This window comes from Candidatus Saccharimonadales bacterium, assembly GCA_040903985.1.
Lineage (GTDB): Bacteria > Patescibacteriota > Saccharimonadia > QS-5-54-17 > QS-5-54-17 > JBBDUI01.
On sequence record JBBDUI010000002.1, the window covers coordinates 169,823 to 189,180 of the forward strand.

Annotated in this window: 19 protein-coding genes; all 19 read right to left on the reverse strand. The window is 51.7% G+C overall.

What is annotated here, in order from left to right; translation table 11 throughout:
- Positions 1-68: 68 nt before the first annotated feature.
- The 19 genes from murD to WD467_00980 all read right to left on the reverse strand — a co-directional run bounded on the left by murD (position 69) and on the right by WD467_00980 (position 19,334).
- Positions 69-1,367: a UDP-N-acetylmuramoyl-L-alanine--D-glutamate ligase gene (gene murD / locus WD467_00890; protein MEX2452456.1), complete on the reverse strand. Its 1,299-nt coding sequence runs from the start codon at positions 1,365-1,367 to the stop codon at positions 69-71.
- Positions 1,364-2,038, reverse strand: coding sequence for a hypothetical protein (locus tag WD467_00895; protein MEX2452457.1), 675 nt, complete (start codon positions 2,036-2,038; stop codon positions 1,364-1,366). Before WD467_00895 ends, murD begins: the two co-directional genes overlap by 4 nt.
- Complete coding sequence (gene secA, locus WD467_00900; protein MEX2452458.1) at positions 2,016-4,613, reverse strand: preprotein translocase subunit SecA; 2,598 nt, start codon at positions 4,611-4,613, stop codon at positions 2,016-2,018. Before secA ends, WD467_00895 begins: the two co-directional genes overlap by 23 nt.
- Positions 4,614-4,670: 57 nt before the next feature.
- The gene (gene raiA / locus WD467_00905; GenBank protein ID MEX2452459.1) at positions 4,671-5,069 is read right to left on the reverse strand and encodes a ribosome-associated translation inhibitor RaiA; all 399 of its coding nucleotides are present in this window, start codon (positions 5,067-5,069) and stop codon (positions 4,671-4,673) included.
- On the reverse strand, positions 5,066-6,361 hold the full coding sequence (gene serS / locus WD467_00910) for a serine--tRNA ligase (protein MEX2452460.1): 1,296 nt from the start codon (positions 6,359-6,361) through the stop codon (positions 5,066-5,068). The genes raiA and serS overlap by 4 nt, the downstream gene beginning before the upstream one ends.
- 18 nt (positions 6,362-6,379) lie before the next feature.
- Complete coding sequence (gene lysS / locus WD467_00915) at positions 6,380-7,900, reverse strand: lysine--tRNA ligase (GenBank protein MEX2452461.1); 1,521 nt, start codon at positions 7,898-7,900, stop codon at positions 6,380-6,382.
- Positions 7,901-7,972: 72 nt separating this feature from the next.
- Positions 7,973-8,431 carry a transcription elongation factor GreA gene (gene greA / locus WD467_00920; protein MEX2452462.1) on the reverse strand — a complete coding sequence of 153 codons (459 nt, stop codon included), beginning with the start codon at positions 8,429-8,431 and terminating at the stop codon, positions 7,973-7,975.
- Between the two features lie 83 nt (positions 8,432-8,514).
- Positions 8,515-10,437 carry a penicillin-binding protein 2 gene (gene mrdA, locus WD467_00925; protein MEX2452463.1) on the reverse strand — a complete coding sequence of 641 codons (1,923 nt, stop codon included), beginning with the start codon at positions 10,435-10,437 and terminating at the stop codon, positions 8,515-8,517.
- Between the two features lie 46 nt (positions 10,438-10,483).
- Positions 10,484-10,954, reverse strand: a complete 471-nt coding sequence (locus WD467_00930; GenBank protein MEX2452464.1) for a hypothetical protein — start codon at positions 10,952-10,954, stop codon at positions 10,484-10,486.
- On the reverse strand, positions 10,951-11,721 hold the full coding sequence (gene mreC, locus WD467_00935) for a rod shape-determining protein MreC (GenBank protein ID MEX2452465.1): 771 nt from the start codon (positions 11,719-11,721) through the stop codon (positions 10,951-10,953). Before mreC ends, WD467_00930 begins: the two co-directional genes overlap by 4 nt.
- A complete protein-coding gene (locus tag WD467_00940; protein ID MEX2452466.1) occupies positions 11,721-12,758 on the reverse strand; it encodes a rod shape-determining protein in 1,038 nt (345 codons plus the stop codon). The genes mreC and WD467_00940 overlap by 1 nt, the downstream gene beginning before the upstream one ends.
- 167 nt (positions 12,759-12,925) lie before the next feature.
- On the reverse strand, positions 12,926-14,176 hold the full coding sequence (locus WD467_00945) for an aminoacyl--tRNA ligase-related protein (protein MEX2452467.1): 1,251 nt from the start codon (positions 14,174-14,176) through the stop codon (positions 12,926-12,928).
- Positions 14,173-14,925, reverse strand: coding sequence for a type II CAAX endopeptidase family protein (locus WD467_00950; protein MEX2452468.1), 753 nt, complete (start codon positions 14,923-14,925; stop codon positions 14,173-14,175). The genes WD467_00945 and WD467_00950 overlap by 4 nt, the downstream gene beginning before the upstream one ends.
- The gene (locus tag WD467_00955) at positions 14,900-15,970 is read right to left on the reverse strand and encodes a M50 family metallopeptidase (protein ID MEX2452469.1); all 1,071 of its coding nucleotides are present in this window, start codon (positions 15,968-15,970) and stop codon (positions 14,900-14,902) included. Before WD467_00955 ends, WD467_00950 begins: the two co-directional genes overlap by 26 nt.
- Before the next feature lie 3 nt (positions 15,971-15,973).
- Positions 15,974-16,750: a polyprenyl diphosphate synthase gene (uppS, locus tag WD467_00960; protein ID MEX2452470.1), complete on the reverse strand. Its 777-nt coding sequence runs from the start codon at positions 16,748-16,750 to the stop codon at positions 15,974-15,976.
- Positions 16,751-16,752: 2 nt separating this feature from the next.
- Complete coding sequence (frr, locus tag WD467_00965) at positions 16,753-17,301, reverse strand: ribosome recycling factor (protein ID MEX2452471.1); 549 nt, start codon at positions 17,299-17,301, stop codon at positions 16,753-16,755.
- Positions 17,302-17,342: 41 nt separating this feature from the next.
- Entirely contained in the window at positions 17,343-17,936 is a 594-nt protein-coding gene (gene tsf / locus WD467_00970) for a translation elongation factor Ts (protein ID MEX2452472.1), read from the reverse strand.
- Positions 17,936-18,760, reverse strand: a complete 825-nt coding sequence (gene rpsB / locus WD467_00975) for a 30S ribosomal protein S2 (GenBank protein MEX2452473.1) — start codon at positions 18,758-18,760, stop codon at positions 17,936-17,938. The genes tsf and rpsB overlap by 1 nt, the downstream gene beginning before the upstream one ends.
- A 151-nt stretch (positions 18,761-18,911) precedes the next feature.
- Positions 18,912-19,334 (reverse strand): hypothetical protein, encoded by a 423-nt coding sequence (locus WD467_00980; protein MEX2452474.1) that lies wholly within the window; start codon positions 19,332-19,334, stop codon positions 18,912-18,914.
- Positions 19,335-19,358: the final 24 nt, after the last annotated feature.

Here is a 19,358-nt window from a genome sequence, read left to right on the forward strand (position 1 = left end):
TTATAACTGTTTTTGGCTTAGTGAACAAAATAGTCACCTGTTATCATGGTGCCCTATCCGTTCCTTACTTAAGAGTGGGTTAACTTCTCAACAGCTGCCTTAAACTGCTTCCCCCGCTCCTGGTAATTCTTAAATAAGCCGAAGCTAGCACAGGCTGGTGCGAGCAGTACCACATCTCCGGGCTGAGCTAACTTAGCCGCTATATCAACCGCTTCTTTTATAATAGTCTCTGAATCTTCTAACTGCTCCAGCTCACCTTGATATCCGGCGCGCTCCAGTGTAGCCGCTAGTTCGGTAGCCGTCTCCCCTATGAGAACCACCCCTCTAACAGATTGAGCAGTCAGCTCAACGGCTAATTCCTTGAAGTCTACGCCTTTGGATGAGCCGCCCATAATCAACACTTTAGGCTGTTTGAAGGCGCGGATGGCCGCCATAGCAGCCTCCGGTGTCGTTCCAATCGAATCGTTGTAATAATCTACTTTGCTTATCCGGTGGACGAACTCCAGCCGGTGTTCTAACCCTTTATACTCCCTAATCGCACTCCGCAGAGCTGTCGGATCTGGTGCTACCTGCCAAACGGCCGCCAGCGCAGCGCAAATATTATCGAGATTGTGCCGCCCGACCAGTTGTACCTCAGACACCGCGCAGATATGCGTATCTTGATACTTAACCTCCTCCCCGTCCACCCAGGCACTAGCCGGATTCATAAAGGCTAAGGCCTGAGCGGCAGTGGTAGCCGCAATCTCTTCGGTATAGGGATTATCTGCGCGATAAAACAGCTTATCCTCACTCCGCTGAAAGCGGGTAATGTTAGCCTTAGTCGCGACATATGCACTCATTTTGCCCTCATGCCAGTCGAGATGATCAGGGGTAATAGCTAGCAAGACTGCGATCTGTGGACTTGAGGTAATGTCCCATAACTGCAGATTGCTCATCTCGAGTACTACGTAGTCGCTCGGACTAACCTGAGCTAAGAACTCCAGGGGTGGAAGCCCGATATTACCTCCCAACCAAGCTGTCCGACCAGTAGCTTCTAGCATCTTATGGATTAAAGTCGCCGTGGTACCTTTGCCCTTGCTCCCCGTCACCCCGATCACTGGGGCGGGGCAGACGCGTAAAAACTCATCCATTACTGTAGTAACTGGGGTGGAGGTCTCAAACTGGGAGGGTAGGACTCCGGGCGAACGAACGATTAAGTCAAACTGATCTAACCCCTCAAGATAGTTCTCCCCTAACTGGCTCTGCACATCTACCGGTAGATCCAACTCCTCACTACTGTCGCAGACGGTGATTTCAGCTCCCATATCCCGCCAGTAGCGCGCGGCAGAGCGCCCTTCCACCCCATAACCAAGTACGGCCACTCTCATGCCGCTACCGCTGAAGCCGGCTGCAGTACGGCGTAAGGAATGATGACCTCCCAGTTATCGGCCAAGTCACATGATCCAGCCTCAAACTCTGCTAAACTCTGCCAGCTATCGAGATAATCCTCTATCGCCGGTCCAAACTCAGTTAGCAGACCATCCAGGATCGGCTCTGGCATCCAAGCTAGAGATGAAGTGTTAAAGCGATTGCGTACTTCTGGGTAGCGCAGAGGCAGATCAAGTACCTCTTCTACTAAATCGACGGGGAACTTATCTAGTAGCCCTAGATGGGCCTGCTGCCAAGCCTGCGTGTAGAAAGGTAGATTACGATTCTGATGAGCTATGAAGACCCGCGTCGAGTCCACATTTAAGGCCACCATCTGGCGGTTAGACTCAATATGCCACGGTGGCGATAAGAAAGCATAAAGACTAGCATTGCGTATTCCGGGACTATAAGTAGAATAATTGGGATGCCGAGCAGCGTAGAGATCGATTAAATCGTTACCGTAGCGATCGCGGTTAGACTGCGGGTGCTCACCTACAGCTTTAAGCTCTCCCAGCTGTAATCGCTCCACCTGCTCTAGCTCGACAAGCGAGTAGACCCTCGCTCCAAGCAGCCCCATCTCTTGCTCGCCTACCAGTGACCTGGTTAACTTAGCCTCGATGTTCGGGCGCATTGATTAAACCGCACTTCTTATACTTCAGGCCAGAGCCACACGGGCAGGGGTCGTTCCGGCCCACCTTGTCGCTGTTACGTACCGGGCGGGCGCGAGCTACCTTACCCTCTTCGCCCCCTGAAACGGTAGCTGATTCGGCCGCCCGGGTCAGTTCGGTCTCCTGTGTCTCGTCCGGACTAGTCCGAGGTGCGACCCGGAATATGGTGGTAGCTACTTCGTGTTCGATGTTAGCTTTCAGATCGTTAAACATTAAATGAGCTTCTTTCTTATACTCGACTAAAGGATCGCGCTGACCAACGGAGCGGAGGTGAATACCCTGACGCAGGTGGTTCATCGCCTCTAGATGCTCCATCCAGAGCCGATCCATAGCCTGCAAATAAACGTAGCGCTCAAGCGAACGCATCACGTCCGCGCCATACTCCTCCTCACGCTCGACATAGAGGCGCTCGGCCCGCTCTAGTAGGGCCGTTGCCAAGGCATTATCCTTAACTTTACTGAACTCTGCTTCCTGCACCGTCATAAAACTACCCAATGTTTTGAATAGCCCGTCCCGCTCTATCTCTCCAGTTTCAGCATCGGTAAACCGAGCCAGTAGAACCCCTAGCTCCGTCTCGACCATGGCCAATATATCAGTTTTCAGAGGCTTCTCATCCAAAATATCGCGGCGGCGAGCGTAAATCGACTCGCGATGGCGATTCATGACATCGTCGTACTGCAGCACGTTTTTACGCATATCGTAATTATGGGACTCAACCCGCTTCTGAGCACTTTCTAAACTCTTAGAAATCATCACGTTCTCGATCGGTATGTTCTCATCTACACCTAGACTGCCCATCAGATTGGAGATGCGCTCACCGCCAAAGATACGCATCAGATCATCTTCCAGACTGACGTAAAACTGAGTACTACCTGGATTACCCTGACGGCCGGTCCGGCCGCGAAGCTGGTTATCGATCCGCCGCGAATCGTGCCGTTCACTACCTAGTACATGTAAGCCCCCCGCCTCAACTACACCTTTACCCAAGACGATGTCGGTACCACGACCAGCGATGTTAGTCGCGAGGGTCACTGCTCCAGGCTGACCGGCTGACTCAATGATTTCGGCCTCGCGTTCGTTGTTTTTAGCATTCAAGACCTCGTATTTGATGCCGGCCGCCTGGAGGTGATCACTAATAACCTCGTTCTTCTCGATCGATACTGTACCGATTAGTACCGGCTGTCCGGCAGCTTGACGCTGTCGAACTTCCTCGACGATAGCTCGGAACTTAGCCGCCTCAGTCTTATAGATCCGGTCCTGGAGATCGAGGCGAATCGCCGGCTTGTTGGTCGGCACCTCCATGACGTTAAGATTGTAAATGTTCTGAAACTCCTCCTCCTCGGTCTTAGCAGTACCGGTCATACCGGAGAGCTTAGTGTAGAGGCGGAAATAGTTTTGAAAGCTGATCGTTGCCAACGTCACCGACTCCTGCATCACGCGCACACCCTCTTTGGCCTCGATAGCTTGATGTAATCCTTCGCTGTAACGCCGTCCAGCCAACAAACGGCCGGTAAACTCATCGACGATAACGACCTCGCCGTCACGAACCACATAGTCCTTATCTCGTTTAAAAAGCGCCTGAGCTTTAAGAGCCTGCTCGAGGTGGAAAATAGCCTGCACTGAATCGCTGTTATACAAGTTATCCACGCCTAAGATTTGCTCGACCTTGGTCACGCCCTCATCCGTAATACTAACGGCCCGCTGCTTCTCATCTACATTGTAGTGCTCAGCCAGCTTAAGCTGCTGAGCGATGGTGGCAAACTGCTGATAGGTATCTGTGCTCTTACTGGCCGGGGCCGAAATGATTAGCGGTGTCCGAGCTTCATCGATTAGGATCGAGTCAACTTCGTCTACGATTGCGAAGCTAAGCTCGCGCTGGACCATAGCCTCACGACTAGGCGCCATATTATCGCGCAAATAGTCGAAGCCAAACTCGTTGTTGGTGCCGTATAGAATATCGCAGGCATAAACCTCTCGTTTGGGCGCTGCGCGAAAGTGCTGCAGGCGCGGATCGGAATGCTCTTCATCGGTCACCGTCTCGTCATAAATATAGGCCGTGTTGTTACCGGCGATAACACCGACACTCAGGCCGAGGTAGGTGTAGATGCCGGCCATCCAACCAGCATCACGTCGCGCCAGGTAGTCGTTAACCGTCACTACGTGCACCCCATTGCCATTCAACGCATTGAGATAAACTGGCAAGGTCGCTACTAACGTCTTACCTTCACCGGTACGCATCTCGGCGATGTCGCCGCGATGCAGCACGATACCACCTAAAAGCTGAACATCGAAGTGGCGCTGACCTAGAGTTCGCCGGCCCGCCTCCCGTACCACTGCGAAAGCTTCAGGTAAGAGGTCGTCCAAGCTCTCGCTCTTCTCTAGCCGCCGCTTAAACTCATCCGTCTTAGCAGCTAGTTTAGCGTCGCTCAGCCGCTTCAACTTCGGCTCTAGAGCGTTAATCTGCTCAACCAACGGCTGCAGACTTCTCAGCTGCTTCTCACCCGGGTCTCCAAAAATTCTAGTCAGTATATTGCGCATGCAAACCTCATTATAGACTCTCTGGCTAACAACTTAAACACTGCCGGGTACGCCGTGCTACTCCAGCGGCTCTTCTGAGTTGACCTGACTATCACGTGAGGGTTTGAACACTTTGAAGCTGCGCCGCGTGCGCTGGGCCTGACGATCGTTCTGACGCTTATCCTTATGCTTGAGAATCTGAGCCTTCAGCTTCTCTTCGACGATATCGATAGCGGCATACATGCTGATAGTAGCATCTTGAGCCACTACCTCACCGTGTGGAAAAGTAATGGTGGCCTCAGCACTGTAGCGATTGCTAGACTGGCCCTGCTCTTCGACCAGTACGACCCGTCCGTGAGCCGGAGTACGAGCGTTACGGGGTAAATATTTATCCAGACGACCTAACTTCTTATTGACGTACTTAGTAATTTGTTCATTAATTTCAAAGTGGACTCCGGTAACTTCTAAATCGATCATACTATCTCCTCCTTACCCATTAGTGCTTGCAAAACGCGGGGTATCCGAATCGTACCCGCTCTAGTCTGATAGTTTTCAATAATAGCGATTAGCGTCCGCCCGATAGCTAATCCCGTCGCATCGTTCATATGAACGTAGTGAGTCTCACCGGCCTGCTTATAGCGCGTCTTGAGTCGGCGGGACTGGTAGTCAGTCATATAGTCGGCCGTATGCGTCTCCCGGTACAGCTGCTGCCCCGGTAGCCAGGTCTCGATGTCGGTCTGGAGATAGTCCGGACCCCCCATATCACCACTGCAGATAGCCACCACTTGATACGGTAGCTCAAGCTGCTGCATGATATGTTCCTGCAGCGCTACCATTAAGCGATGCTCACCCTCGCCAGTTTCGGTGGTCGAGAAGGCCTCCATCTCTAGCTTATCGAACTGGTGCTGACGCAAAATGCCTCTGGTATCCTTACCGTAGCTGCCGGCCTCACGTCGAAAAGAGCCGCTGAAAGCTATGTAACGTAAGGGCAGATCACTGGCTTCGATAATCTCATCCATATGCATTGCCCCTAGTGAGTGCTCGGCACTACCGACCAGGACAAACTCCTCATCGGTAGTGAGAAAACGATCCTCTTTCGGCTCGAGACGGGCCATCCGCTGCATCGTCTCGGGACGTACCAGCATGGGTGGAACTACCGGGACGAAAGCCTTGGTGGAGATATTTAACTGACCGTCGGCTACTAGCTTAGCTATAAGATCCTCATCACTAACTATATTAAACACGAACTGCACCAGGGCAAACTGCAGCCGCGCCAAATCACCTTTGAGATAGTTGAAGCGAGCTCCCGAGACCTTAACGGCTCTCTCGATGTCGATCAGCTCAAGTGTCTCACCGAGCTCGACGTGATCACGCACTGGAAAGTCGAACTCAGGTACTTCTCCCCACTGCCGCAGCACTTGATTACCGGATTCATCTGCCCCTAATGGGACGCTCTCGGCCATTACATTAGGTACCGACTCTAGAAGGATGTCGTACTCCCTGATCACCTCGTCATAACGTGTTTCCAACTCTGCTAACTCACTCTTAAGCTGCTGTCCGCGCTCGATAGTAGCTGTCTCTGGCTTTCCACCGTTGAGCTGAGTGGAAAGTGTGTTCCGTTCCTGTCTAAGGGCCTCTATCGCCTGGGTTAGGCTGCGACGCTCTACATCTAAGTTCAGTAGTCGGTCGATATCGACAGCTTTATTTTTGGCTAATATGGATTTCTTAACACGCTCGGTATGTTCTCGAATATAGGTAATATCTAGCATAATCCCAGTATACCCTCTCTAAGCCTCAAGTTTAAGCCGCTTGATTAGCCAGTCTTTATCGAGTGTAGTTAAAAACCAGCCGGCTTTCGGACCAAAGTCTTGTCCGAGTATGATCTGGTAAATGGTACTAAAAGCTTCGGCCGGGGTGAGTCCTTGGGCGTCCTTTAGCTCATAGATAGTGTTATGCATCCACTCGGCCTCGATAGGTTCCTGCACTGGGGCAAGTGAATCGGCCAAAGCAGCTAAGAACTTTCGTTGCGACTCATCTAGATCGAGCACCGGCATATCCTGCTTTAGGGCGAATTTAACCTCAGCTGGGGCATAGGAATCGAGCCAATTTTGAACGTAGATTAGCTCACCCGCTAAGACGCTCTCATCGACCTCATAGCCGCTCCGCTGCAAAATCGCCATGACGCGATCAAGCTCTCCCTGGGCAGCTTGATAGACACTCACTAGATGCGCGAACGGAACTACTGTTAAACTATCGCCGAGGTCGGCGAATCGGTAGGCCTCGGCGAACTCATGCTCCTCACCTCGGCTGAGGGCAGCTGCCACCTGTTTATACTCATCGATTAAATTAATCAGCCGCTTATCCGTATAAAAGCGCAGATTCTTAGGCGGTCTAGAGCGAACTATGAAGTAACGTAGCAAGCTCGGAGGAATAATGCGGAGCACAGACTCAGGCGTAATTAGATTGCCCTTCGACGAACTCATCTTGGTTGTATCATCACCAAGATGAACGTTGCCATAGCGAGCACCAGGGATAGGTGCAGGATAATTAAATATCCGTTCAGAAAACGCCCGACCGGTGTCGTATGAGCCACCAGCCGCACCATGTTCATGATTATTAAATGGCTCAACCTGCACTCCAAGCACGGACCAACGAGCCGGCCAGTCTAGGCGCCAGTTGAGTTTAGCCCCGCCATCAACGTAAGAGATGCCCTCAATAGTCTGAGCTTTTCTATCCCAAGTTTCCGGACGCGCATTGATAAAGGTATTGTCGGCTCCCTTAACTTGGACCGGCGTCCATTCCCCTGCTACCTCCCGACCAAACTCTGCAAATATCTGCTTGACCACGTCAAGACGCTCTAGCACTAACTCGATCTGCCCGCTCATACGCCCTGTTTGATAAAGATCCTCATAGCTTTTAACTACCTCGGTAGGAACAATACCCATCGCTGCAAAATACTGCTGAAACTCAGTAAAGAAATGGTCGGCGTAGCTGCCCGTGCCATATGGATTCGGAACCAGACAGATCGGCCAGCCGACATACTGCTCATACTCTTCCGGTAGGAAATCGTAGCGTTTACGCAATGGATCCATATTATCAACCACGTGAATATGGCGTACCTCACGACCTAACTGACGCAGACCCCAGGCCAGTGCCTCCGCCATGAGGACTTCCGGGTAATGACCAATATGATAACTGGCCGAAGGGCTGATACCACTCGAGATGATAATCTCACCGTCTGGAATAGCGTGATCAATACGCTCGACCTCAACGTCGATCCAATAGTTACTGTCCGTAAGCTGTGTCATTAGACTCAATTATGGCAAACTACCGTTTCTATTACCAGCTTAGTGACCGCGTCTTAGCGGCGCTCGGAGAAACTAGCTAATCTTCGTTACAGTGCAAACCCGCAGGCCGGAAGGAGTATTAATCTCGGTCTCATCTCCTACCTTTGCTCCTAGCAAAGCTTTACCGATCGGTGACTCCTCCGATATCTTACCGGCCCCCGGATCGGATTCGAGCGAACCCACTACCTGGTAGCTTACAGTAGAACCGTTGTATTTTAGTTCTACGCGATTACCTAGCGCTACCGCCTTGTTTCCCTTCGGCGTATTGATAATTGTGGCGTTATGCAGAACTGTCTCGATTTCGTTTATACGGCCTTCGACATATTCCTGCTCTTCAAGGGCACTAGTATAATCGGCGTTTTCACTTAAATCACCCTCAGACTTAGCCGATTTCAACTTCTCTGCGACATCACCTCTGCGAGCTTTCAGGCCGGCCAGTTCGGTTGCAAGTTCGGCGGCTCCGCCTTCGGTCAAATGGTATTCTTTACTCATACTAACTCCTGTCTTTGGCTGGTGTTTATAGTAGCCAGTTGATGCATTTTAGCAGTAACCTCATGGGTTGTCTACCGAGCTATTCAGTCGCGCTTAAAGTAGAGCTCGAAGGCGTCGGCAATAGGCGGTGCGGCATAAGTTGAACCGGCAAAGCCCTCCTCGATTAAGACCACGGCTACTAGTTCCGGATCATCTCGTGGGGCGTAAGCGGCAAACCAAGCGTGAGCCTCCCGCTTACCCGGGTCGGTCTCGGCTGTCCCACTTTTACCCCCAACCGGTACGCCTACTTGGGCGAAAGTAGCCGGCGAGGTAGTACCGTTAGAGCTGATAACCTCCTGCATCCCGCGCTCGATAATGTCATAGTGTTTGGCCGATATATCCGCTCGCCCCATCACCCGCGGCTCCAATTCCCGCTTCAGCTGCGGTTGCAGCAGATTACCACCATTGACTATGGCGGCATATGCTCGCGCCATCTGTAGAGGTGAAGCCAGCAGATCGCCCTGGCCGATAGCTAGATTGTAGGTATCGCCGATATACCACTCCTCGCCGGCCATTTGCTGCTTCCAGGCGGGTGAAGGCACTAACCCGGCCGTCTCTCCAGGTATATCGACTCCGGTGGGGCTACCCAGACCGAACATACGGTAGTACTTCACTAGATTATCGATACCCATACCGCGGAAATCCTCATACCCCCCGGCCACCGTAAAGAAGTAAATGTTAGAACTCCGAGCCAGAGCGCTAACGGCAGTGACCGGCCCTAAACCGTTGCGATTATAACCATGAAAAGTAAAGGTAGCCGATGGATCGTACGGACTACGTAGTGTCAACGAACCTCGATCCACGATTGTCGTATTAGCATCTACCGTACCGGTATCTAACGCTCCGGCTAACGTGACCGGTTTAATAACCGAACCGGTGGGAAAACCTTCATTCATAGCTCGATTCAACATAGGGCGCTCGAGGTCATCTAGTAGCCCGCTGTAACGTTCCGGCGTGATGCCGGCGGAGAATAAATTGTTATCGTAGTCAGGTAGACTAACCGAAGCTAAAACTTCACCGGTACGAGCATGCATGATCACTCCGCTGCCGCGCTCAACTCCGGCCGCCTGCGCTCGCTCTTTTATCGAATCCCTTAGGCGTTGCTGCAGTTCGAAATCAAGTGAGAGATAGATATCCTCTCCCGGCTCGGTCGGTAGCTGACGCAAAGTCCTCAAGGGTCGACCGAGTGAATCTACCTCGGTCTCTACTACACCGTTTACCCCGCGGAGCTGTTCATCGTAAGCAGCCTCAATCCCAAGCTTACCGCTAAAGTCGAGCGGATGAAGATCTGGGCGAGCCTCGATATCATTCTCACTAACCCGACCGACATAACCGAGAATATGAGCTAAGGCCGCCTCAGATTTATACTTCCGAATCGGTACAGTGTCGAGGCTAAAACCAGTTAACTGTGGCAGAGTGTACTCTAGCTGCAGCGCGGTCTCACGTCCGATCTGCTCTACCACTAAAACCGGCTGCGGATGCTCGAGGCCCTGACCCTCAGCTGCTGCTTTAATAGTAGCGTTATCGACTGCGGTCAAAGTAGCGATTCGATCGTAGATCTGTAGCCGTTCCGACTCCAATTCCGGTAGTAAGTACGGGGTCACCGAAAGCTGGAAGCTAGCCGTATTATCGGCTAATACCACACCATTCCGATCGAGGATACGACCTCGGGGGGCAAAATCTACTTGCTCGCGAACTCGATTACCCTCGGCGATACCGCGCATCCGCTCACCTTCCACTACCTGTAGTTGGAAAAGCTGCAGAAATAAAATGGCAAAAAGAACGATCCCTGCTCCGGCAATAACCCGTAACGGGGTACGATTAATCGAGCTATCGACGGTAGCATTTTTACCGATACTGGCAGGGAGTAGATGATCGGCCCAGTGCGAGGCCTGCTTCTGCAGAGAGTGACCATTTGACTTAATGACGGCTGGCAGGTGGAGTCGGACGGGCTGACGACGTTTCATCGAACGCCCCAGCGATGACTTAATAACGATGAGTCTTGAACACTTATCATGCTCTTAATTGTACGCGCCCTACTACGGCCCACGCAAAGACTGCGCTGGTCAATATCTGCCCACCCACCCCAATTAACCAAGACCCCACCTCCAGTTCTAATATGATCGCTGGGCCCTGAAACATCAGCAAGACTAGAGACTGCATCAGCACTGCCGCGGCCAGCAGTAAGGTTCGACTAAACCCGTCTTCGAGCCCTAGTCCTCGCCGCTTCAGCCAATAGATCAAACTCGTGACTACCAGCCCGACTACCAGATAGGCGCCAAAATCGTAGAGGGATACAACATCCAGTATAAAACCTAGCCAGAGTGCCTGAGCGAAGACAAAACCGCGAGAGAGATACTGCGTACTAATCAGTAAACAAATAATCATTAGGGCCGGTACATGAGCCGTGATACCAGGAAGAAAGTAGGCCTGAGCTATCACCGTCAGGGTCGATACTACCCACCAGACGTTACGACCCATCATTGACGCAGAACGGTTACGGTCTGCAGCCGACGCGGATCAAGCTCGGGTTGAAGTTGGGCCGTATCGAAAACTTCGCCGGGAGCTTGAGCTAAGGAACTGACCGTACCGACCAGTAGGCCTGGAGGAAAGACTCCGTCCTGACCACTAGTAGTCACGATGTCTCCAGCCTGCACGCCTTGATCGCGTGGCAGTCGTTCAACTACCTGTACGCCACCGATCTGCGCCCGTAACACCCCAGAAGTACCATTCACCTCTACCAGCGCCCGGAAATCAGTATCGCCCAGTAAAAGCACGGTCGCGAAGCGCTCTTCCGTTGCTTGCACCACCCCTACCAATACTCCGGCCGATATAACCGGCATATCTGGCTCGATACCATCACTACTACCGACGTTAATTCTGAGCATATTGCGCGTACTGTCGGGCTGATAATTAACTACGTCGGCCGGCACAGCATCAAAATTGTGGCTCCGCAAAAAACCCAACTCATCACGCAGCTGTCGGTTCTGCTCACGCAAACGCTCTAGACTAACCGCCTGTCGCCTGAGGTCGGATATTTCGCGGGCCTGCTCATCTAGCGTCGACTGTAAGCGACCGACACGAGGCAACTCACTAACCGCACTACCCAACCTAACCCCGGCGGTGTGTAGTGTCTGACCGATAGGGTGCAGTAACCGGGCTGCCACCGTCTCTAACGGCCAACCCAGTAAGCGGACAGCCAAAATCAAGCTGATTATAACTCCTAATGATAAGGCAATTAGGCGACGCATCAAGACTCCTGTGAGCTTATTAATACTGGAGTGTATTTAGCTAGGTCTTCGATGATCAACCCGGTACCTTTGACGACACTACGCAGTGGATCCTCGGCCACCACCACTTTCATCTTCGTCTCCTGAGCGATAAGAACGTCCAGGTTCTGCAACAGAGCACCGCCGCCGGTTAGAACTATACCCTGCTCCATAATGTCACTCACCAACTCCGGCGGTGTTTCTTCTAGTGTGACCTTAACCGCCTCGACTATCGCCCGTACCGTCTTCACCATCGCCAGCCTTAGCTGATCGGATGAGACACTAACTTCTTTCGGCATACCCGAGATCATGTCCCTCCCCCGTACCGGCATGGTCGCCACCTGTTTCAATGGGTGGGCGCTACCGATGGTTAGTTTAATATTTTCGGCCGTCCGCTCGCCGATACTAACATTAAACTCATCACGCAAGTACTGCATCACTCCTTCCGTTAGTTCGTCTCCGGCCGTACGCAAGCTACGGGAGACTACTATCCCGCCCAGACTGATCACTGCTACCTCCGTCGTCCCGCCACCGATGTCGACGATCATACTACCGGTCGAGGTAGTGACCGGTAAGCGACAACCGACTGCAGCGGCCATCGGTTCCTCTACCAAATAAGTAGTCCTAGCCCCAGCACTAGCGCTAGCGCTCTCTACCGCCCGCTTCTCTACTTCAGTGACACCGGAAGGTACACCCACCACTACGCGCGGGCGCTGCCAAATCACTGGGTGCTCCTTGTGAATCTTGCCAATAAAGTACTGCAGCATCTGTTCCGTCACCTCAAAGTCGCTCACTACTCCATCCACTAACGGACGCGCCGCTAAAATCTGCTCCGGTGTTTTGCCGATCATGTCTTTCGCTTCACTACCGACGGCGATGACATCTTTGGTTTTTTTGTTAATGGCTACGACGCTGGGTTCGTTGACGACTACACCCTTGTCCCGTACATACACTAAGGTGTTAGCAGTACCAAGGTCGATACCGATGTCGTGAGCCCAGAGTCGTTTTAGCCGTTTCATTCCGTAGTAGATCCTCAATATATTAAAGAGTGCTGTCTTAGCGATAGCGACTTATGATAATACTCTAATGTTACGTCATCCGAACGGACTTGCATACGGTACGGGTCGACCTTTAGCAGCCAATATCAGTTACTGTCTGAATTACGACCGGGACACTGCTAGCCTAACTACGCCCGCTCAGCTAATCGTGCCGTCAAAGTAGCCTCATCTACCAGCTCCGTGCTACCATCTTGCCGCCGTGTTAGCTCTAGCTTTGCGCTCTCTACTGTCTTAGCACTGGCTACCACCCGCCACGGCATACCCATCAAGTCGGCATCGGCTAGTTTAGCTCCGGCTGATAGCTCACGATCGTCGTAGACCACCCCTATACCTTGTTCGATCAGTCGCTGATAAAGCGCATCAGCCTGAGCTTCACCGCCACGTAAACTGACCAAATGGACACTGGCCGGTGCTATCTGGACCGGCCAAACCAAACCCTTATCATCGGAGAAATGCTCGGCCAGTAGCCCCATCAAGCGGCTAATGCCGATACCGTAACAGCCCATAATAATCGATTGCTGTTGACCGGATTCATCGGTGTAGTACACACCGAGGGCATCGGTATACTTAGTCTCAAGTGGGAAAATATTACCAACCTCGACTCCTCTTTGTTCGACTAATTCACTGCGGTCAAGTCCGAGTTTGGCTAAGTTCTCATCGGTATAGATCTCTTGGTTGACGGCGACTTTGCGCCCTTCGTGAACATAAATAGTGTCCTCGCCAATCGGACTGATAGTCTGAAATTCATCACTAAACTTATCCGTAAAGGTCCCACCATCAGCATAAGTACGATAAGTGATGTCGCCTATACCCAATCGAGCATAAACACGCACATAGGCTTCAGCTACCCGCTCATAGATTTCGCTATGCTCTGCCTGAGAACGAGCTAGCGTATACATATCCTTCATCGTAAACTCACGCCCGCGCAAGAGCCCACTTTTAGCTCTCAGCTCGTTGCGAAATTTAGTCTGAATCTGATAAACCGAAATCGGCAAGTCTTTATACGAGTTCACGTAATCACGCAGCGCATCAACGATCGGCTCCTCATGCGTCCACCCCACGCCGAGTTCGGTGCCATTAACTAGCTTAGTCTTAAACCAGTTATCGACCTTCTCGTCATCCCAACGATCACTCTTCTCCCAGATGTCTTTCGGTTGCAGCACCGTCATCTGTAGTTCTTCTGCACCGATGCCGTTCATCTCTTCCCGTACGATCTGGGCGATATTATCTAGTACTCGCTTGCCTAAAGGGAGGTAGGCATAAACACCGGCCATCTCTTTATGAATAAAGCCGGCCCGAGTGAGCAGCTGGGCGTTAGCAGCCACTTCGTCTTTCGGGGCCTGCTTCTTGGTCTTAATAAAACTGTGGCTTAATCTCATAGCCCTACTCCTAGGTTAGTAACAATTGCAATGAAAGCAATTAGATTCTTTGTACTATGAAGCAGTATAGCAGGCCATAAACTGTTGGTGCGAACGTAGATTAGCGCCAAGAACAGCGCAAAGACAGCAATGATTACCATCGCACTAAGTGGCGGGTGCAGTAAGCCGAAGCCGAGACTGACTATAACTACAGCCGGTACAAGTCCGATAGTCTTACTCAGTGCCGGCAGCAGAAGGCCCCGAAAGATCAGCTCCTCTGCAAAGGGAGCTAGCACCACCACAGCCATGAAAGCCAAGATAAGCTCATAACCAAGATCGGCCTTGAGAAAACCGATATCTTGTTGAGCTGTTAAATCGACAGTCGGGGCCACCATCTGGAGTAGCACTGTCACCAGTCCAGCCGTTAGGGCGAAGCCAAGTAAACTCAAAACTACTAGCTTTAGCGCTTTTCGCCACTCAAACCGCCGCAGACCCAGCATTGCCAGGCTACCCTTCCGCCAGCGCACGAAGCTATAGACCACTCCTAAGGCTACCGCTTGAGCGATAAAATAACTACTAAACAGCAGGGTAATATCGGTCTCAACCCGAGCCAATACCGCCTGAATCGGCTCAGTCGTTGTGAGGAGTAAGAAACTGACTACTACCCCTAAGCCGATAACCTGACCACCAAATACCGCTATTCCCGTAATAAGTAAAGCTCCGAGTGGACCCCAACTTATCTGACTAGAAGATACGCTGAATGTCGACATAAGTAGTGACTATAAATACCCCAATTAATAGTATGAAGCCAAGGCCATGAATGGCATTCTCTAAGCGCGGACTCAATGAACGTTTAAGCGCTCGTGCGCCGGCAATTACAGCCAATCGACCGCCATCGAGAGCTGGAACTGGCAGGGCGTTAAAGACAGCCAGTGAGACCGAGATCGAGGCCAGTAAGAACAACAGGTACTCGAAGCCGAAGTCACCTAAATTCTGCAGTAAATAGATCACCCCAACCGGGCCGGTGAGCTGTTCAGCGGCCGCCCCACCGGCTCCACTGAAGATACCGGCTAAGATATTCCATAGAGCTAATAGGACCAGACCGATCATCTGTAGTGTAATGCCAACAGCTACAAGCGGTGCAGCCCAGGTATAGCGACTACTACTTAGATCAAGCGGCGCTACACCTAGCTGGCCTTCTGTCTCACTAGTCCCCAGCTCAGTGGCGAGCTCTAGGCTTTCACCGTCACGGTTTAAGTGCAGGGTTACGTTCTGCCCGCTCATGCGATCGGTCACTGCACTCAACTCTTCAGCCGAGCCTATCTCTGTATCGTTAATCCGCTCTATCCTATCTCCCACTTCCACGCCGGCGGCGGCTGCTGCCGACTCATCCCCGACCCGAGTGATTACTACCGCTTCCTCTACCAGTGTCTGATTGCTAGCCACTCGGTACTGATCCGGAAGAATCTGCGGGAGGCCGCTCAAAGCTAATAACAGCATGATAACGACGGCCGCTACGATATTCATGCCGACCCCAGCTAGTAATATCTTAGTCTTCACCCAGAGGGCGGCAGCCCCAAAACTAGCCGGTTCCGTAGCGCTATCGGATTCGCCCTTGAGCTTTACAAAGCCGCCCAGCGGAATGAGGTTAAACGTGTACTCAGTCTCCCCTATCTGCTTGCCGAACAGTTTAGGGGGGAAACCGATGCCAAACTCCTCTACCGCGACCCCATTGCGCCGAGCCACTATAAAGTGACCGAACTCATGGATCACTACCAGTAAGGCGAAAAGTAGAATTCCGGCTAAAACCATCATGAGTTAACCGGTCGGCTCTTCATCATGCCCACCCCCGAAACGCCGCTGTCGTGTCTGATACTCCCGCAAGGCCGCATCGAATTTTTCCGCCGTAAAATCGGGCCAGAAAACCGGCTCAAAATAAAGCTCGGCATATACGGCCTGCCAAGGCATAAAGCCGCTAGTACGCATCTCTCCACTAGTGCGAATGATGAAATCCGGAAAAGGGTAGGGCTGATCATGCGTATCTAAGTAGCGGGCGAACACCGTCGGCACTGGGCCATCGCTTTTCGCCACTCCCGGCAAAGGCTGAGAGAGCTCGGCCAGACTAACTTTATCCTGCGCTATATCTCGAGCAATCGCCTCGGTAGCTCGAAGCAGCTCATCGTGACCCCCGTAATCTAGTGCCAAATTCAGTACATGAGCATCGTTAGCCTTCGTCTGTTTGGCCGCAGCGGCTAATTTATCGATCAGGCTAGCTGGCAAATTAGCGGTATTGCCCAGGTGCACTACCCGTACGTTGTGTTTTAAAGCTTCTTCTAGATAGCGGTCGATCATACTACCGAAAAGGTCGACTAAAAAGGTTAGCTCTCCCTCTGGTCGGTTACGCCAGTTCTCGGTCGACAGACCCCAGAATGTAAGCGTATGAACGCCAATCTCCCGGGAATGACGCATAATTTCTAGTCCTCGTTCCGCTCCCTGTTTATATCCTTCAAATGACGAGACACCATTTGCATTAGCCCAACGGGTATTCCCGTCCGGAATAATTGCCACGTGTTTCGGCTGTTGCGCGGCTGCCACAACTAAACCTGAACCACTTCTTGCTTCTTAGCATCAGCTACCTTGTCGATCTCACCGCCAAAATCGGCTACCAGAGCATCTAGATCTTTTTTAATCGAGTCGAATTCGTTCTCGCTCAGTTCTTTGGCTTTTAGCTGGACCTGGGCATCTTTTAGGGCCTCGTGTCGGGCATTCCGCAGACTGATATGGGTCTCCTCGGCAATCTCACTAACCTGACGAACTAGCTGCTGGCGGCGATCAGCCGTGGGGGGTGGCACCTGAATATGAATCGATTTGCCGTCGCTTAACGGATTAAGCTGTAGGTTCTTATCCTCATGTAGTGCCTTCTCGATAGCAGCGGTAGAGTTAGCATCCCAGGGAGTTATCGTGATTGATTTAGCATCCGGAGTGGTGATGTTAGCCAAGGCCTTAACCGGCATGTGCTGGTCATAATAGACCACATCGACGTTCTCCACTAAGGCCGCGTTAGCCCGCCCGGTCCGTACTGTCTTCAACTCCTCATGCAGGTGATCGACAGCGGCTTGCATTTTAGCTTTAGCTTCTTTATTCATCCTCTCATAACCTCCTTGGCTTACTGTCTTGCTTACTCCTACTAGGATTCATGAACTCCGAGCTCCATCCGAGCAAACTGAGCGATCACAATGTTCTCGCCTAGCCGAGCAACTAACTCGGTCTGGTAGGCTTCGATCGTCTTATCCGGGTCCTTAATAAATGGCTGCTTGTACAGGCAGGCCTGCTCATAAAACTTATCCAACTTGCCAGATAGAATCTGCTCCCGGATGTTCTCCGGCTTTCCCTCTAGCTCGCCAGTGTAGATCTCTTTCTCTTTAGCTACTACCGATTCAGGAACGCTGTCCGGTTTGAGATACTGCGGGTTAGCAGCAGCGACCTGCATGGCAACATCGCGTACAAAGTCCTTAAAGTCATCAGTTCGAGCCACAAAATCGGTCTCACAGTTAACCTCAACCATGGCTGCTACCCGGCCCATATGTACGTAACTATCTACCAAGCCGGCATCGGCCGTCCGCTCAGCGCGCTTTTCGGCCTTGGCCTGACCCTTCTTCCGTAAGACTTCAAGTGCCTTAACCTGATCACCATCGGCTTCTTCCAGAGCTCGCTTGGCATCCATCATACCGACACCAGTAGCGTCACGTAGTTGTTTGATCTCGCTGGTAGAAATCGCCATTATTTCTCCTCCTTGGCCTTGGCCTCTTCCGCTTTCTGCTCCTGTTCGGCCTGCTTTTTGGCCTCGGCCTCACTCTTAGCCTTAGCGGCTTGAGCCGCCTTCTCCTGAGCTGCCTGCTCCTGAGCTGCTCGGTGAGCATACTCTTTCGCTCCACCCTTAATCGCTTCACTTACCGCATCCGCTATTAACTTTACCGCCTTCACGGCATCATCATTGGCCGGAATGACGTAGTCGATTAGACCGGGATCACCGTTGGTGTCCACAATGGCGATGACCGGAATACCAAGTCTGGTCGCCTCCCGGATGGCCGTCTTCTCAGTCAAAACATCGCTCACGAATAACGCACCAGGAACCTTATCCATTTCCAGAATGCCGTTAAAATCTTTGGCTAGCTTGTCACGCTCTTCACTGAATTCAAGCACTTCCCGCTTGTTGTAAGAGTCGTTTAGCTCACCTGATTCTAACTCTTCGTTCAGCTGCTTTAAACGCTTTACCCGCTCGGAAATAGTCGTGAAGTTGGTCAGCATACCACCAAACCAGCGTTGTGTCACATAGGGCATACCGGAGGCTTCAGCCGCCGCCTGCACGGTGGGGGCGATATGCTTCTTAGTTCCGACAAATAGTACCTTCTTACCGCTAGCGGCTACGCTTTCGATGAAGTTCAGTGCCGTCTCCAGGCGAGTAACGGTCTGATCTAGGTCTATGATATGGATGCCGCCCCGCTTACTGTGAATATAAGGGGCCATTTTCGGATTCCAACGGCTAGTCTTGTGCCCGAAGTGGGCACCTGCCTCAAGCAAAGTCTTAATATCTATACTACTCATTATACGTAATCCTTCCTACGACGTACGGCCAGTGTCTTCACTAGTGAAAACAGGATTAAACGGCCGATACTGATTATTAATTATTGTACGAGCGATAGCTATAGAATAACGGGTAACTCTCTGGGGTGCAAGCAGTTATTAAAACTAGTTACTACTTAGGTCTAGAATCACTCTCTCGCCTAACCCCGTTATCAAAGGGATTAGAATCAACCTTAACTTCAACCCTGTCAGCAACTATGTAATTACCTGGACTCGAAGTCTCCTGGTGTAGAGGTCCACTCTTAGCGGCATTCATCGATATACTGTTAATGCCGTCGATTTGTTGTACTGCCTCGTCGAGGGAGTCGGCTGTAACCGGTTTTTCACCATAGCCGATTATCTCCGGGTTAATTCTCTCGTGTACCCCAAATAGGGCTACACCGGCCATAGCCGCCCCGCCAACTATGCGCTTAAGGTTTCGGCCGCGCGGCTGCTCATTCCGTCCCGCATCTCCGTTCCCAGTAGACATTTCCGCCAGAGCGTCTCTCGCTTTAGGATCAGGGGTTGCAACTGGGCTATATTCTCGTTCTGACATGGGTAATATCTTTTCCTTAGATTG

Excerpts from the sequence above, each read along its gene's own strand:
- murD (MEX2452456.1), bottom strand. The coding sequence starts at position 1,367 with ATGAGAGTGGCCGTACTTGGTTATGGGGTGGAAGGGCGCTCTGCCGCG.
- WD467_00895 (MEX2452457.1), bottom strand. The coding sequence starts at position 2,038 with ATGCGCCCGAACATCGAGGCTAAGTTAACCAGGTCACTGGTAGGCGAG.
- secA (MEX2452458.1), bottom strand. The coding sequence starts at position 4,613 with ATGCGCAATATACTGACTAGAATTTTTGGAGACCCGGGTGAGAAGCAG.
- raiA (MEX2452459.1), bottom strand. The coding sequence starts at position 5,069 with ATGATCGATTTAGAAGTTACCGGAGTCCACTTTGAAATTAATGAACAA.
- serS (MEX2452460.1), bottom strand. The coding sequence starts at position 6,361 with ATGCTAGATATTACCTATATTCGAGAACATACCGAGCGTGTTAAGAAA.
- lysS (MEX2452461.1), bottom strand. The coding sequence starts at position 7,900 with ATGACACAGCTTACGGACAGTAACTATTGGATCGACGTTGAGGTCGAG.
- greA (MEX2452462.1), bottom strand. The coding sequence starts at position 8,431 with ATGAGTAAAGAATACCATTTGACCGAAGGCGGAGCCGCCGAACTTGCA.
- mrdA (MEX2452463.1), bottom strand. The coding sequence starts at position 10,437 with ATGAAACGTCGTCAGCCCGTCCGACTCCACCTGCCAGCCGTCATTAAG.
- WD467_00930 (MEX2452464.1), bottom strand. The coding sequence starts at position 10,954 with ATGATGGGTCGTAACGTCTGGTGGGTAGTATCGACCCTGACGGTGATA.
- mreC (MEX2452465.1), bottom strand. The coding sequence starts at position 11,721 with ATGCGTCGCCTAATTGCCTTATCATTAGGAGTTATAATCAGCTTGATT.
- WD467_00940 (MEX2452466.1), bottom strand. The coding sequence starts at position 12,758 with ATGAAACGGCTAAAACGACTCTGGGCTCACGACATCGGTATCGACCTT.
- WD467_00945 (MEX2452467.1), bottom strand. The coding sequence starts at position 14,176 with ATGAGATTAAGCCACAGTTTTATTAAGACCAAGAAGCAGGCCCCGAAA.
- WD467_00950 (MEX2452468.1), bottom strand. The coding sequence starts at position 14,925 with ATGTCGACATTCAGCGTATCTTCTAGTCAGATAAGTTGGGGTCCACTC.
- WD467_00955 (MEX2452469.1), bottom strand. The coding sequence starts at position 15,970 with ATGATGGTTTTAGCCGGAATTCTACTTTTCGCCTTACTGGTAGTGATC.
- frr (MEX2452471.1), bottom strand. The coding sequence starts at position 17,301 with ATGAATAAAGAAGCTAAAGCTAAAATGCAAGCCGCTGTCGATCACCTG.
- tsf (MEX2452472.1), bottom strand. The coding sequence starts at position 17,936 with ATGGCGATTTCTACCAGCGAGATCAAACAACTACGTGACGCTACTGGT.
- rpsB (MEX2452473.1), bottom strand. The coding sequence starts at position 18,760 with ATGAGTAGTATAGATATTAAGACTTTGCTTGAGGCAGGTGCCCACTTC.
- WD467_00980 (MEX2452474.1), bottom strand. The coding sequence starts at position 19,334 with ATGTCAGAACGAGAATATAGCCCAGTTGCAACCCCTGATCCTAAAGCG.